A 15,350-nucleotide genomic window follows, 5' to 3' on the forward strand; every position below is an offset into this window, starting at 1 on the left:
ATAGACTACTGAACCATCAGGCGGCCTGCTTGCGCCGCCATCCCAGACGGATACCTGTCACAAGGCCCACACCAAGCAAAATAATCATCAGTCCGAGCACCGTACCTGTCGACAGTGGCTCATCCAGGAACAGCCAACCCCACACCACTCCAAATACCGGTACCAGAAAAGTGACACTCACCGTCTTCACCGCCCCTACATTGATAATCAACCGAAAATACAGCAGATAAGCAAACGCTGTCGATAGCAGAGCAAGCATAAGCACCGAGCTGATAGCCGGCATACCCGGTAGGTGCGCAGGCAGGAAGAACAAAGCGATGGGAAGCAGTAAAAGACCTGCAGCCAGCTGCTGTCCGATCGCCAGGTCAAGTGGCTGTTCGCCCTGGAACGCTCTGGCCGAATAGATACCACCGATTCCATAAAATGCTGCAGCCGCCAGCGACATCAGCACCGGGCCTACCAGGCTCGTACCCCCAGCCTGTGCATTCCAGCCAACGAGTACGATAACGCCAATCATTCCGAGCAGCAGACCCATCGACTTTTTCCAGGTAAAGGCTTCTTTGACCCATATGTAGGAGATGACTGCAGTAAACAGCGGCGTCATCGAATTGAGGATGGCTGCCAGCGAGGCGTTCATGCTCATCTCTGCAGCAGCAATAAAGCAAAACGGGATAGCCGCATTACAGGCACCCAGCATCAGGTATTGTCTCCACTTGTGCCAGATATGCGGTCGTGTGCGCAACACAAGCGTGTAAAGCAACAGCCCGGCTGCTGCAATCAACACCCGCAGATCGATGAGTACGATAGGGCCAAGCTCGGGCACTGCTACTCTCATAAATAAAAATGAAGCTCCCCATAGAGCGGCGAGCAGTATCAGCATACCTGCATCTTTCGTTCTCAACACTATCCGCCCCCTCTATAGTCATATGAAATCATACTGTAACACGGTATCTTCATTATATGAAAGGAAAAGGATACTGTCTTTTGCTATCTTGCTTCTTTATTAGGGGACTACCATTTGATTACCGGCTGGAATTTGCTCAAGTTTTGCATAAATAGTTATTATTGGTATTATGAAGGAGTTGGTTCTCCAAAGATTCATCCCAAATATAAATAGGAGTGATACCAGATGCTGCGTATTTTAATCGTTAATTTCCCTGCAGAAGGACATGTGAACCCTACGCTGGGGATTACAGAAGCCTTTGTGTCGCGTGGAGATGAAGTGCATTACATCACGACCGAGAAATACAAGGAAAGAATCGAAGCTGTAGGCGCTACCGTGCATCTGCACCCGGATCTGGTCCGAACCGCTTCCATCGATACAGGCAACCGGGAAAGCATTAATGAATTTATGAAAATCCATATTCGCACTTCACTGGACATTCTTGAGGTCGTCCGACAATTGTCCGCCACCCTGACTTTTGATCTGGTGCTGTACGACCGATTTGGCGCAGGTGAGCTGGTAAGGGATATGCTGAATATTCCGGGCATCTCCTCCTCCCCGTCCTTTCTGATCTCCAATCAGCATATGGCGACCAATCTGTTCCGTCCCAACGCAGAGTCATCAGCTCCACCGGATGCCTTTGTTGCCGAATCCCTGTCCCTGATGAAAGAAAAATACAGCGTTGCGCCCAAGGAAATGATTCAGTTTATGAACAATAGTGGCGCGCTGAATATTGTATATACCAGCAAGTACTTCCAGCCGAATGGAGAGCAGTTTGAGGACAAAAACCTTTTTATCGGCCCGAGCTTCCCGGAACGCAAAGGATCCGGCTCGTTTCCTTTGGAAAAGCTGCATGATCAGCGGGTACTCTATATTTCGATGGGTACGGTGCTTGATCATATTGAAGAGTTTTTCAACACCTGTATTGAAGCTTTTGGCGATTTCGACGGGATCGTGGTTATTGCCGCCGGTGAGAAAGCGGATTTTGCCAAAATTAATCCGGCCCCTGACAACTTTATCATCTCCCCGTATGTTCCGCAGCTGGAAGTGCTGCGTCATGCCGACGTATTCATTACCCATGGCGGTATGAACAGCGTCAATGAAGGCATTCACTTTAACGTGCCTCTGGTTGTACTGCCTCAGGACAAAGACCAGCCGATGGTCGCCCAGCGCCTGACCGAACTGCAAGCCGGCTACCGCATCACCAAAGATCAGATTCATGTTCAGTCGCTGCGCGAAGCGGTGCAGGAAGTGCTGTCCAATCCGTCCTACAAGGAAGGCGTACACAAGATCAATCAAAGCTTTGAGCAGTGCGGCGGTACCGAGGAAGCACTTTGCCGTATCGATGCCTATCTGCTGCAAAGAACGGGAGCAAATTGAGATTACTTTATAAAAATTGGATTGTGTGGCTTATTGTACTGATTGTGCTTCTTCTTTTTGCAGGCATCTGGATAGTGAGGACCGATACACATCCATCTCCGCTGTAGTCCTATTATACAGGCGTCATCCGCAGCATAGAGAAAAGGGATAACAGCATTGATGGAACCCGGATCAAATACGTTATCACTTTTACAGATGGCAAAGCATTTGTCGTTACAAAGCGAACTTCATTTTATATTAATGAGCTTATGTCGATAGGAGTGGAGGAAGACCCTTCCATTACCTTTACCCGGCTTCGAAAAGAGTCTCATATTGGAGAAATTAGATAACTGGATAATTAGCAAAAAAGCCGTGAGTATATTCACGGCTTCTTTCTTTTTCTCTAGTCTGTTTGTAGTCCAGAAGTGCCGGACTACAGATCCCTGTATATTTAAAAAAAGACTCCGGGACTATTGGGAATATTTTCAATAATGTTATTATAAATAACATGCCATACATCCGCCAATCAAGGAGGTGAACAGATTGAACCCTTATAACGACGTATCCATACTAAAAGAAGCACTGAACGAAGAGTTAAGCAAAAGAAACGCATTCGAGCAAAAGATCATTCTGAGCAAAATAGTAAATGATCTGCAAAACGATCTGCCAACTGATCCGTCAATCAGTCCAACAAGCAGCCTCACTGATGAACATTACATAAAAAGCGACTGGGAAATGATTAAGGAGTATCTGAGTATTCCCTTCATCCGCTGGGCGTATATCCTGGCAATTGTTACACCTATAGTTTTAATCGTCGGCTTTGTATATGCAGCCCTCTGGGTAGAATAGTCGCGGCGATCCTGCTTTGCCCAGTCCGAATGGCGACATATTGATGCTGTATATCGTATCTGAAATAGACAAAATGAAAACGCGAACAATTTTCCTGTTAAGGAGTATTGTCCTCGTTTTTGCGTGTTATTGTACAGGGCGGTACTTCAATGTCTCAAAATAATCCATTACGATCTGACGGAACTCCAAAACTGCCTGTGAAGCATATCGGTTCCGGTTCCACAGCAGGGCAATTTGCCGTACAAGTTCATGTTGCTCCAAGGGGATATACCGGATACGTTCCCGCGGGTTCCTCGCTGTACCCGGCATGAAAGCAATCCCTATTCCGGTCTCTACCAGCGTACTCATTCTCGCCGGCTCATCTCCCTCATACACATACCGGGGTGTAAATCCGGCATCATAACAGGCGGCATCGACCAGATCGCGGGTGCCATAGCCCTGATTGACGCCCACAAACCACTCGTCCTCCAGTTCTTCAAGCGAGATACTCTGCCGATTAGAGAAACGATGGCCTTCTGGAACAGCAAGCAGGATAGGATCAATGTAGACAATCTGACACTCGATATCCTCTCCATGTATCGGCGGAGACGAGAGACAAAGATCCACTTCTCCTCGCTGCAAAAGTGTAACCATATCCTCGGTAGCCAGCATTTGTACATGAAACTGAATCTCCGGTCTCTTTTTCCTGAATTCCTGCAGAATGCCCGGCAATGTGCTGGCAGTAGTCACCGCGAGCTCCAGTGTACTCTGCTGTATATGAGCCAGATCCCTGATCTCCTGTCTTCCCTGTTCCAATTCAAATAATGCCTTTTCCGCACGACGAAGAAATCGGCGGCCTGACTCATTCAATCGCAAATTCCGGCCGGTTCGGTCAAACAATGGCACACCCAGGTCCTCTTCCAGACGCTGTATCGTTTTACTGAGCGAAGATTGGGTGACATGCAGCTGCTGCGCTGCTTCTGTCATATGTTCCAATCGAGCTACCGTCATAAAATACTGCAGTTGAAGAAGTTCCATAACTCCCCTCCATTCATTCCTTCTGATACATGAAATGATAGCATAAAATGCGTTGGAGTAAATCATTTTATTCGCTTACGATAAGGAGAGAACATTTGAGGAGGAATAATATAATGAGCGTACGCAGCTGGTGGTTAATGATATCTGTTGGATTGGGCATTATGTTGAATCCACTGAACTCTTCCATGATCTCTGTAGCGATTCCGCAATTACAGCATTCATTTCAGCTGGATTTTGCAGCAGTCTCGTGGATTATCTTTTCCTTTTATATTGCGAGTGCGGTTGCCCAGCCTGTCATGGGCAGAATGAGCGATCTGTTTGGCCGCCGAAACCTGTTTCTGGCCGGGTTGCTGGTCTCCCTGATTGTATCTCTGAGTGCTCCGTTATCGTTAAGCTTTGGCTGGCTGATTGTATTCCGCATCGTACAGTCTATCGGAACGAGTATGATGGTAGCTGTAGGAATGGCTATCGTGCGCATCCATGTTGCGGAGAAGCAGGCAGCTGCGCTATCGGTATTATCCATCTTTCTGTCCGGAGCGGCAGCGGTCGGACCTTTTATCGGGGGATTGCTGATGTATTGGTGGGACTGGCAGGCCATCTTTCTGGTCAATATCCCCGTTGTATTGGTGAGTCTGCTATTGGCTTGGAGAACGATTCCGGTAGACGAACCTTCCACTTCTGCTGTCAGTAACAATGTGTCGGGTCAATGGATTCGCAGGATGGACCCGGCAGGCATTTTTCTTTTTACAGTGGGTCTGATCGCTCTGCTGCTTGGCTTATTGTCTGCCAAATCATCAGGTTCATTTGGGGGGTCTCCTATTTGGATGAGTATGGCGGGGATCGTACTGCTGGCGATTTTTGTATGGCACGAATTACGTACAGCGTCACCCTTTATTCCTTTGCGCACATTTGCCAGATATCCTGCGATGGCGTGGGTTAATGTGGAGTTTATACTGATCAATCTGATTTATTATGCTGTCTTTTTTGGAATGCCTTCCTACCTGCAGGTCGTGCATCATATCAGTGAAATCAATGCGGGAATGCTTATGCTGAGCCTGGGACTGTGCTCCCTGCTGATTTCTCCCTGGGCTGGACGATGGGTGGATCGATCAGGTACAGGGCCGACTCTCCTCACGTCTGCCCTATTGATGACTATGGGATCGATATCGCTGGTTACGCTCGGTCCGGCTTCATCGATCATCAGTATCGGCCTTGCACTCGCTGTATTCGGAGTTAGCAACGGATTGAATAATGTCGGCATGCAGGCTGCTTTGTTCCAGAGTTCACCCCGGGATATGATCGGAGTAGCCTCCGGATTATTCAGCACATCCAGATACCTCGGCACCATTCTCTCCTCCCTATTGATCAGCATGGTGGCAGGAAGCCAACTGACCTTTGCCGGATTTCGCATACTGGGGACAATTCTTACTGTAATGGCACTCTTCCTCGTCTATATGAACTGGCACCGCTGGCAAGCGGGACAGCAGCAATACAACGAGACGGATCAAATATCATAAGGGATATGGTTCACGATAGCCAGAGCAGCAACAGCACGATATCCAGCTTATTCCGCCGACTTCTTTTTGCGAATCTTTGGTTGGGTCAGCTGATAGCTGTGCTGTACCATATCCTCTATCTCTTCCCGCGGAATCTCCCCATCCAGAGTCACCGTATTCCAGTGCTCCTTGTTCATATGATACCCTGGCTGAACTTCCGGATATAAAGTCCGCAAAAAGTCGGCTTTGATTGGGTCACACTTCAGATTGACACATAAGTGACCATGACGCTGAAAGATCAGGGCAAAGGACTTTTTGTTGCCGGTATGCCTCATGACCGTCCATGTCTCATCAAACGGATAATCCTTGTATACCCCGGGATAGGACAAGCAATATTCGATAAATTCTTTTTCGTTCATCATCTGCCTCCGTATGCATCATTAAGTACAATCTCTTCTTTCAGCATACAAGAAACTCCGCTGATCCGGCAAATAGAGAATCGGGTGGCCTTCGTAATAATGAACATAATCAAAAAACAGACGCTGCAGAGGCGTCTGTTTTTTGGTTACAGAAAGTTATGTTTGTAGGGATATTTGATTATTGGGCCTGATTCGCCTGATGCAGATAACTCGGAATCATCGTCTCAAAAGATGGGAATGCATAAATGAGCTTGTCCGCATCTTCAGCTGTCAGTCCCAGCGTAATGACCGGTGTCAGGCTGTTAATGATCTCCAGCGCCTCCTGGCTGTAGGCAGCTGCTCCGACCAATTTGTTCTCCTGATCGTACACCAGGGTCAGATGAGCTTCGGTATCATTGCGTCCGGCAAAGTCCCACTGTTTGCCCAGCTCCACCGGTTTGACCATATAGTCTGAAGATTGTTCTGCTTCCTCGATGCTGATGCCGATCTGGGCAATTCTCGGCACCGTAAAGGCAATCGTTGCAATCGGCGGATACTGAATCGGAGCGTTAATCGCACCGAGCAGTGAACCTGCCAGATATTTGGCTTCAAATACGGCTGTCGGTGTAAGACGCGGCTGCGTTTTGTCGAGAATATCACCGATCGCGTAAATATGCGGCTGTGAGGTCTGCAGACGATCATTCACTACGATACCGTGTTTGTTGTACTCCACACCGGCAGCTTCCAGATTCAGCTGATCCGCATTGGGTACACGGCCGGTTGCATTGATTACCAACCCTGCTGTCAGATGAAGCCCCTTTTCGGTCGTAACAGCCAGTTCGCTGCCCTGCTGCTCCACACCGATCACATGATCGTTAAAATGGAACTGGATGCCTTCTTGCTTCATTTTGTCGATCATCTTGTTGGCGTAGGGCTGGTGGAATCCATTAAGAATATGATCCGAAGACTGCACGACATGCACTTCGGCTCCTGTTTTCACAGAGATCGAAGCGAGTTCCATCGATACATAGCCTGCACCAATAAAGACGATACGCTCCGGCAGTTCCGGCAAATACAGGAATTCATTGCTGGTCTTCATGTATTGTTCGCCCGGTATGTTCAGGGCAGCCGGGCGATGCCCGGCTGCAATCACGATTTGGTCTGCGGTGTAGTGCTCGTTGTTTACCGCAACCGTGCCCGCATCGACAAATTGCGCTTCGCCCCGGATGATCTCTACGCCCGCTTTTTGCAGGTTCTTCTCCATCATAACCGGCAGTGGGCCGAGAATTTTATTCTTATGATCCATGAGCTGCTGCCAGTTCAGCTTGAATTGACTTGTCAGACCGACCGGACCGAACAGCTCTGCATCTTCCATTACCTTGATCGGACCATCGAGAATGATTTTGGGATTACAGCCATAGTTGGTGCATATACCCAAAATCTTGTCACGCTCAATCATGCCTACTTTTTTGCCGGCTGCACTAAGTGGTAATGCCGCATTCCATGCTCCCTGTCCACTGCCTATGAATAATACATCGAATTGTTTTGTCATATTGATCCTCCTGATTTCTGTCGACTTCACCCATTATCAATAGTGCATAATTAATTGAAAACTTAAATGATTTTGCGCTATATTTTTATTATTACCCAATAATCCGGGAATTCTACAGTTTTTATGGGAAGAACGTTTTATGACAGATAAGGGAGCGCTGATAAATCAGGAAGATCAGACTGCGGATGCGCCGGTGATCAGACCATATTTAACAAAACTGTTGTACAGTCCATCCTGTTCCAGGGGATCGGTAATATCATCGGCAATCTCCAGCAGTCCGGGTCTGGCATCACCCATCGCTATGCCGACAGCACAGTACTCCAGCATCTCGGCATCATTCATGCCATCACCGATTGCAATCGTGTGCTCCCGTGGCAGCTGAAGATGATCCAGCAGATCAGCAATTGCAATCGCCTTGTGAATGCCTGGTATCATCAATTCTCCGCTATTCGGGCCAAACAGCGGAACGGTACACTGAATCACTTCGAATCGGTCTGCGAACTCTTCCCGGATCTGCTCGAAGGGAAGTGAACTTTCCAGAAAGCATACTTTGTTGACATCATCCTTGTAGAGGTCGGTCTCGTCATAGGTCAGCCCGGCAATAAAGGGGTGCGGTGCCTGCTTCATCCGTACTCTCGCCTCTGAATCATGATCGATATCTCCGTAAATGAGCTTCTCCAATTGCGCTTTCAGATGAGCACTGGCATACAGCGCAGAATTGGATTCCAGATAGAAATGAATTCCATTCCGGTTGAAAAAATCAACCATATGACGCACATCTTCCGGCCGCACTTTTTTATGATACAGCACCTTATTTGCAATCTCCACATATCCTCCACCGGCACCGATCATCCCGTCAAAGCCAATGTCCCAGATCGAATCGTAAATCTCCGCCTTGGAGCGTCCTGTACAGAGAAACAACAGATGACCATTCTCTCTTGCCTGCCTGCACGCCAGCTGAGCTGATTCGGGAACCTGTCCATAATCATCGACAAGGGTCCCATCAATATCGATAAATACAATCTTTTGGGCTGCATGGTTCATAATTTACCAGACTCCTCTATTTATGTAATGAGCAGCTGCTTGCTCTATCTCCACTCTAAGCGTTGAAACGGGTTACATGTCAAACAGAAAAATGTCCGCTGCATATGACAAAGAAATTTTCTTATCATATATGGCCGCAGCATTCGTCTTGATCTCCAGCCATTCTCCCCATAGTATGTTACAAAACTGCTGGGTCGGCATCTGTCGGACATAACAGTATTTGCAAGAAAAGCACATCTGCTGTAGGGATTCAGCGAATGGATAAATCTATGCCGTTTATTTTTACGTATTTTGTTTAGTAAACTTTCTTTTCGATCATTATTTAGGCATACTAAGTATATGGGTGTTCACGTTATTATGATTACAGGAGAGAATTATGGAAAATCAGATTCAGCAGTTGAAGTTAATCCGTAACAATATTACGCGTTTTATGATGATGTATGAATTTGCCTTAAAAGAGCTTACTACGAAAATCGAAATTCTGAACGATGAATTTCATGTTTTGCATGAATACAATCCCATCGAACATATCAAATCCCGAATCAAATCACCGGATAGCATTATGAAAAAGCTGCAGCGAAAAGGATATGCCCAAAGCCTGGATGATATCAAGGAGACGGTTCGGGATATCGCCGGACTGCGCATCACCTGTTCCTTTACCGAAGATATCTACCGGGTCTGCGAGATGCTCACCAATCAGGCCGATATCCGAGTGATCGAGATCAAGGACTATATCCGTAATCCCAAGCCTAACGGCTACCGGAGCCTGCATATGATTATTCAGGTGCCTGTGTTCATGTCGGACCGGCAGGAAGATGTATATGTGGAAGTACAGATCCGTACGATTGCGATGGACTTCTGGGCGAGTCTGGAACACAAAATCTTTTACAAGTATGAAGGCGCCGTACCCGAACATCTGCTGAACGAACTCAAGGACGCTGCAGACTCTGCTACTGCGCTGGATCACAAGATGGAGCGATTGCATCATGAGGTTCAGTCGATCAAATCGGTCGACAAGAGGCAGCCGGAGTATGAACTGATCCAGAAGCTGACGGATAACAATCAGTTGAATATCCCGGAAGCACTGTTGCGACTCGCCACCGGGACACTAACCGGATCAGCCAAAGTAGAATTCCCTGCCGACAAATAATCCGTTGCTGAGATAGCATACAATAAGCCGCTCCTATTCTATACGGGAGCGGCTTATTTGGCGTATAACTGTATCTATTTTCAGAAAGTTGATTTTTATTGCATTATAAATAAAAGATGAGACTGTATCCCACAAATGATCACTATTCCATCTGATACCAAACATCGAGATAGCTGTGTTTACAACTCCTTAATATAATGATCGTACTGCGTATCCAGCTCCATGTCTGCACGCTCATACAATGCCTTGGCTGGCGTATTATTCACATGCGTCTGCAGGATCACCCGTGCAGCACCATCATTTTTGGCAAAACTAAAAGCCTGCTCCAGCAGAGCACGTCCTGCCCCTTTCCCCCGGCAGTCACCAGCAATAAACAGATCATTTAATAAATAAATCCGGCTTATCCGGATTGACGTAAACAGCGGATACAGCTGGGTGAATCCTACAGCCTGTCCTTGCTCATAAGCGAGAAAGATAACCGATTCCCCTCTCTCGATACGTTCTTTGATAAACCTCTCAGCCGCCGCCGGATCACTATCCTGCCCGTAAAACACCCTGTATTGATCAAATAATGAAGTAATGTCGCTCAGATGCTGCAAATTCGCTTTGATAATGTCCATGATCAGGCTCCTTTTGTTGGACTGGTATTGATTCCAGCCTGTAATTTTGTTTCATATTCTGTATCTGTTCTGTACAGTCCAGCCGGTTTCTTATATAGTATTTATAATTTCTGACATGTATAAAAGGTACAATTGTTCAGATTATTACATGTCAGATTATCATGTCATACTGGACAATTGTTAAAGAAAGGATAACGCAGTGAAAGAATTATTAATCCAACTCGATCATAATCGGCCCAAATACATACAAATCTATCGCTCCATTCGTTCATTGATCGAGGAAGGAGAGCTGCAGGAGCATACGGCGCTTCCTTCAATCCGCCAGCTGGCCGAACAGCTCGGAGTCAGCCGTAATACGACACTGACTGCGTATGAGCAATTGCTCGCCGAAGGATATATTCGCAGTGAAGCCAAAAAGGGTTATTATGTAGAACCTGTCGAAGGACTCGGCACAGATACAACCTCCGTTGGAAAAGGATTGCCCCAAACAGACGACCTGCCACCGTTGATTGATTTTCGTATCGGCAGTGTAGACCGCGAATCGTTTCCACTGCATCAATGGCGTAAATGTGCCAATGCCATATTGCATCAGCCCGGGATCTATACGTACGGTCATTATCAAGGGGAGCCTGAGCTCAGACAGCAGATCATAGCCTATTTGCTGCAATCCAGAGGAATCCGGGCATCCGCTGACCGGCTGATTATAGGGAGCGGGACGCAACTGCTGCTCCTCCATCTGTCTGTACTTCTGAAGAGAAACGGCTGCACTTCGGTAGCCGTCGAAGAACCGGGCTATGATGGTGCACGCACCATATTTCATATGCAGGGATTGCAGACAGAGCCGATACCGGTAACTTCCAGAGGAATCGATCTGCAGCAGCTGAGACAGTCTGCATCCAATATCGTTTATGTTACTCCTTCCCACCAGTTCCCTACCGGGTCCGTGCTGCCAGTGTCGGAGCGTCATCAGCTGCTCAAATGGGTGGAAGAACGACAGGGATACATCATAGAAGATGATTACGACAGCGAATTTCGCTATCGGCATCAGCCGATCCCTGCACTTGCTTCGCTGCAGCAGGATGCCCCGGTCATCTATCTGAGTACTTTTTCCAAAGCGTTCCTGCCCTCAATCCGGTTAAGCTATATGCTGCTGCCGCCTGACTTGATGGAGCAGTATGCGCAGACTTTTACCTTTGTCGAGCAGTCCGCATCGGCTTTGCATCAGCAGACGATGGCTTATTTTATGGAGCAGGGCTACTGGGATTCCCATGTACGCAGGATGCGGGCGATCTACCGCCGCAAGATGCATGTACTCGTTGCGGCTTTGCAGGAGGCTTTTGGTGAAGAGATCCGGATCATCGGTACGCATTCCGGTCTATATCTTCTGGTGGAGTTCCAGCAGTGTGTACCCGAGGAAGAGTTGATCCGACAGGCACTGCACTATGGTGTGCGGATCTACCCGACGAATCGTTACTATTTCGCACCTACAGCAGAACAAAAACCAACCGTTCAGCTGGGCTTCAGCAATCTGACGTCAGATCAAATCGTGACCGGTGTACGACTGTTACAGCAAGCATGGACCCAATAAACAGATTTCCTGTATAGGCCATCATTTTATTGAGCATAAAAACACATGGCACAATCATTTCCCGGCAACCATAAATGAATACAATATAGATACTTTATTTAATGTGTCCCATTTCTGGTTAAAAACCTGGTAGCACTGTTATCCTGCAATGGAATTTATCTCGAAATATAGTGTTGCAATTTGGGAAAGGTCTCCAGGATCTTCGAGACAACGAACAACCTTAAGCAGGCCGGCGCATCTACTCACAGAGCCGGATTGGATATAATGTAACTATTTACTTATGAAAAGGTGTCATTTCTTAATTAAATAGTGTAAAATTAATTGTTGTGCTATCTATTAAATTCACAAAGGAGTGTGCTGATATGAAAGCTATTATTGTTGAACAACAGGAAAATGCTAACGGGCTTAAGCTAACGGATCTTCCCGCTCCCGTACCTGCTCCCGGTGAGCTGCTGGTTGAGGTTCATGCCGCAGCGATTAACCGTACTGATATCGTTACCCGTGAAGGTCAATCCGGCTATGCGACCAATCCGATACTTGGCGTCGAAATTGCCGGTGTGGTTGAACAGGTTGAGGGGGATTCCGAGTACAAGCCCGGCGACCGGGTAATGGGACTCGTCAACGGCGGGGGTTATGCTGAATATGCAGTCATGCCTGCCGACCGGGCGATGAAGATTCCTTCTATTTATTCGTTCGAACAGGCTGTTGCGGTACCGGAAGTATTCCTGACCGCCTATCAGACACTGTACTGGATCGGTCATCTGCAGCCCGGCGAATCCGTGCTCATCCATGCAGGTGCAAGCGGCGTCGGTACAGCTGCGATTCAGCTCGCCAAAAAGCTGAGTAATGCACAGGTCATCGTCACCGCCGGTTCCCAGGAGAAACTGGACTTCTGCCGTAATCTGGGTGCTGATGTGCTGATCAACTACAAGCAGCAATCGTTCGAGGAAGAAGTGCTCAAGGCTACGAATGGACACGGCGTTGATCTAATCCTCGACTTTGTTGGTGCGGATTATTGGGACAAGAACCTTGCCAGTATCAAAAAGGAAGGCCGCTGGGTGCTGATCGGTATTCTGGGCGGTATTCAGGTGGAGCAGGTGAACCTGTTTGCGTTGATGTCCAAGTGCGTGCAGCTCACCGGCACCCTGCTTACGCCGAGAAGCGACGAATACAAGGCGCGGCTGACCGCTGACTTTGTCAAAGATGTGGTTCCTCATATGGAACAGGGCGAAATCCAGCCGATTGTCGATACGGTCTTCCCGCTCGCACAGGCGATGGAAGCCCAGCAGCATATGGAAGCCAACCGTAATATCGGCAAAATCATTCTCAAAGTCACCGAATAAACATGTATGTAGAGTATTCATTGCAGAAAAAGCTGCAGACCAGGCATATGCCCGTCTCTGCAGCTTTTTGATATTTGGTTATTTGCAGGCACAGTCGATCTACCTGCTTTTATTGATCTCTGTTTGTTATGAATATTCACCTGCGAGCTTATGCAGTTAATTTTGCTGACTATTTTTACACAAAAAAGCAGTGAATTTCAGTAGCGAAATTCACTGCGATTTAAACCAGCCTTTTTCCTTGAAATGCTTTATCGCTTCGATCCGGTTGCTCACTTGCAGCTTGTCCATAATGATCGAGACGTAATTGCGGACTGTTCCTGTTGTAATAAACAGTTCGCTCGATATTTCCTTGGTGTTCTTGCCGTCCGCGATCAGTTCCAGCACAGCCTTTTCCCGTTCGGTGAGTGGATTCTTCTCGCCGTAGTAGCCATCGTCAATCAGCTCGGAGGCATAGATTTTGCGTCCAGCCATTACCATGCGAATCGTATGGGCGAGTTCTTCAATCGGACTGTCCTTGAGCAGGTAGCCTTGTATATCCGCTTTGAGCGCCCTTTCAAAATAACCAGTCCGGGCAAAAGTCGTAAGAATGATCACTTTGCAGCTGCTCGTTCCCTTGAGTTCCTCGGCCGCATCCAGCCCGCTTTTGGCAGGCATCTCGATATCCATAATACAGATATCCGGCTGCAGGGTGCGAACCAGCTGAACTGCCTCTTCCCCATTCGTTGCTTTGCCAATGACGGTAATGTCATCTTCGAGATCCAGCAGCGAAGCCAGTGCACCGAGCAGCATGCGTTGATCTTCAGCAATGACAATTTTGATCATATCCAGAACCTTCTTTCTTTATAACTGACGTTGTACCGCATTGGGTACGGTAATCCGCAGAACCGTTCCGTCATCTGATGTAATCGACAAGTTGCCGTTTACAAATTCGAGCCGTTCCTTCATGCCTCTCAGACCGTTGCCCGGGTAGCGCTTGGACTTTAGATTGATGCCTACGCCATTGTCCTTTACAGTTAACATTAACTCGGTCGGACTCGACTCAATCACGATATCACAGGCTGTTGCTTCACTATGCTTGATCACATTGTTGATCGCTTCCTTGAGACACATACCCAGTACATTTTCGGCAATCAGGGAGACGTCATGCAGATCATCATTTTGCGACAGATTCAGTTCAACATCCGCGACTTCCAGAATCTGTCGAGCCCGGAACAATTCATCTTCCAGACGGGTACCGCGCATCTGGGTGACCAGTTCCCGTACTTCCTTAAGTGCCGTACGGGCAGTCTGCCGTACATCCAGCATTTCCTGTTCGGCCTGCTTTGGTTTGCTTTCGATCAGCTTGTAGGCCAGTTCGCTTTTCAGACCAATCAAGGACAGCTTCTGTCCGAGCGTATCATGCAAATCACGGGCAATCCGCTGACGTTCCTCCAGCTTCACCAGCTCGGAGATTTTACGATTGGCATCTTTTAGCTGTCCCTGCAGATGATCTTGATGGGTCTTGTTATGCGCCTGAATCGGTACGAGAATAACAGCGATCAGATTAATCATCAGCAGCGGCAGCTGTCCGATAAATTCCGTCCTGTCGGAGATCAGACTGACATAGCTGAGTCCGAGCGTACTGAGGAGATTGATAATATACAGAACGAAAAATCCGACCTTGTTATACACGCTTCCCAGGAAAAAGGACAGAAACAGGGAGAAATAAATAAAGCCAAAACTCAATCCCATAATGACCGACAGTGCAATCTGGATCCCAAACCATACATAAATCTGCCGTCCTTTGACGATCAGGGACAGCAGATTGGCAGTAAAGAATACAAGAATCAGGATCACACCGAAAACAAAGCCTTTGATGGAGAACTTATCATAAATAAAGTAGAACGGGAGTATAAAAAAGAGCAGCCATATATACAGATTGATGCCGCCTGTACTTTTACGAAAGAGTTCCTGAAGCTTATTCATCCGGGTCACTTGTACATATCACCATT

14 protein-coding genes are annotated in these 15,350 nt (G+C 47.5%); 6 read left to right on the forward strand and 8 right to left on the reverse strand.

Going from position 1 to position 15,350, the window contains the following annotated elements; genetic code table 11:
• Positions 1-16: 16 nt before the first annotated feature.
• Positions 17-901 carry a DMT family transporter gene (locus M1D61_RS11155; protein WP_458118540.1) on the reverse strand — a complete coding sequence of 295 codons (885 nt, stop codon included), beginning with the start codon at positions 899-901 and terminating at the stop codon, positions 17-19.
• 228 nt (positions 902-1,129) lie between these two features.
• On the opposite strand from M1D61_RS11155, the gene M1D61_RS11160 reads away from it, so the two are divergent.
• Positions 1,130-2,323 carry a macrolide family glycosyltransferase gene (locus tag M1D61_RS11160; RefSeq protein WP_458118541.1) on the forward strand — a complete coding sequence of 398 codons (1,194 nt, stop codon included), beginning with the start codon at positions 1,130-1,132 and terminating at the stop codon, positions 2,321-2,323.
• 522 nt (positions 2,324-2,845) lie between these two features.
• Positions 2,846-3,151 (forward strand): hypothetical protein, encoded by a 306-nt coding sequence (locus M1D61_RS11165; protein ID WP_458118542.1) that lies wholly within the window; start codon positions 2,846-2,848, stop codon positions 3,149-3,151.
• 126 nt (positions 3,152-3,277) lie between these two features.
• On the opposite strand, the gene M1D61_RS11170 is transcribed toward M1D61_RS11165, so the two are convergent.
• Positions 3,278-4,168 (reverse strand): LysR family transcriptional regulator, encoded by an 891-nt coding sequence (locus M1D61_RS11170; protein ID WP_458118544.1) that lies wholly within the window; start codon positions 4,166-4,168, stop codon positions 3,278-3,280.
• A 113-nt stretch (positions 4,169-4,281) separates the two neighbouring features.
• Between M1D61_RS11170 and M1D61_RS11175 the strand changes: the two genes are divergently transcribed.
• Complete coding sequence (locus M1D61_RS11175; protein ID WP_458118545.1) at positions 4,282-5,685, forward strand: MFS transporter; 1,404 nt, start codon at positions 4,282-4,284, stop codon at positions 5,683-5,685.
• 47 nt (positions 5,686-5,732) lie between these two features.
• Here M1D61_RS11175 and M1D61_RS11180 read toward each other — a convergent pair whose 3' ends face one another.
• From M1D61_RS11180 to M1D61_RS11190, 3 genes are all read right to left on the reverse strand, one after another.
• Positions 5,733-6,083: an MmcQ/YjbR family DNA-binding protein gene (locus M1D61_RS11180; protein ID WP_458122481.1), complete on the reverse strand. Its 351-nt coding sequence runs from the start codon at positions 6,081-6,083 to the stop codon at positions 5,733-5,735.
• Positions 6,084-6,261: 178 nt separating this feature from the next.
• Complete coding sequence (locus M1D61_RS11185; RefSeq protein ID WP_458118547.1) at positions 6,262-7,614, reverse strand: dihydrolipoyl dehydrogenase family protein; 1,353 nt, start codon at positions 7,612-7,614, stop codon at positions 6,262-6,264.
• Between the two features lie 174 nt (positions 7,615-7,788).
• On the reverse strand, positions 7,789-8,658 hold the full coding sequence (locus M1D61_RS11190; RefSeq protein WP_458118548.1) for an HAD family hydrolase: 870 nt from the start codon (positions 8,656-8,658) through the stop codon (positions 7,789-7,791).
• Between the two features lie 376 nt (positions 8,659-9,034).
• On the opposite strand from M1D61_RS11190, the gene M1D61_RS11195 reads away from it, so the two are divergent.
• The gene (locus M1D61_RS11195) at positions 9,035-9,808 is read left to right on the forward strand and encodes a GTP pyrophosphokinase (protein ID WP_458118549.1); all 774 of its coding nucleotides are present in this window, start codon (positions 9,035-9,037) and stop codon (positions 9,806-9,808) included.
• A gap of 179 nt (positions 9,809-9,987) precedes the next feature.
• On the opposite strand, the gene M1D61_RS11200 is transcribed toward M1D61_RS11195, so the two are convergent.
• Entirely contained in the window at positions 9,988-10,428 is a 441-nt protein-coding gene (locus M1D61_RS11200) for an N-acetyltransferase family protein (protein ID WP_458118550.1), read from the reverse strand.
• A 199-nt stretch (positions 10,429-10,627) separates the two neighbouring features.
• On the opposite strand from M1D61_RS11200, the gene pdxR reads away from it, so the two are divergent.
• Both pdxR and M1D61_RS11210 read left to right on the forward strand, forming a co-directional pair.
• A complete protein-coding gene (gene pdxR, locus M1D61_RS11205; RefSeq protein WP_458118551.1) occupies positions 10,628-12,016 on the forward strand; it encodes a MocR-like pyridoxine biosynthesis transcription factor PdxR in 1,389 nt (462 codons plus the stop codon).
• Positions 12,017-12,378: 362 nt separating this feature from the next.
• Positions 12,379-13,359, forward strand: a complete 981-nt coding sequence (locus M1D61_RS11210; protein WP_458118553.1) for an NAD(P)H-quinone oxidoreductase — start codon at positions 12,379-12,381, stop codon at positions 13,357-13,359.
• 210 nt (positions 13,360-13,569) lie between these two features.
• On the opposite strand, the gene M1D61_RS11215 is transcribed toward M1D61_RS11210, so the two are convergent.
• Both M1D61_RS11215 and M1D61_RS11220 read right to left on the reverse strand, forming a co-directional pair.
• Positions 13,570-14,181 carry a response regulator gene (locus tag M1D61_RS11215; RefSeq protein ID WP_458118554.1) on the reverse strand — a complete coding sequence of 204 codons (612 nt, stop codon included), beginning with the start codon at positions 14,179-14,181 and terminating at the stop codon, positions 13,570-13,572.
• Positions 14,182-14,199: 18 nt separating this feature from the next.
• Positions 14,200-15,324, reverse strand: coding sequence for a histidine kinase (locus tag M1D61_RS11220; RefSeq protein ID WP_458118556.1), 1,125 nt, complete (start codon positions 15,322-15,324; stop codon positions 14,200-14,202).
• Positions 15,325-15,350: the final 26 nt, after the last annotated feature.

The sequence above is a fragment of the Paenibacillus sp. Z6-24 genome (genome assembly GCF_054161335.1).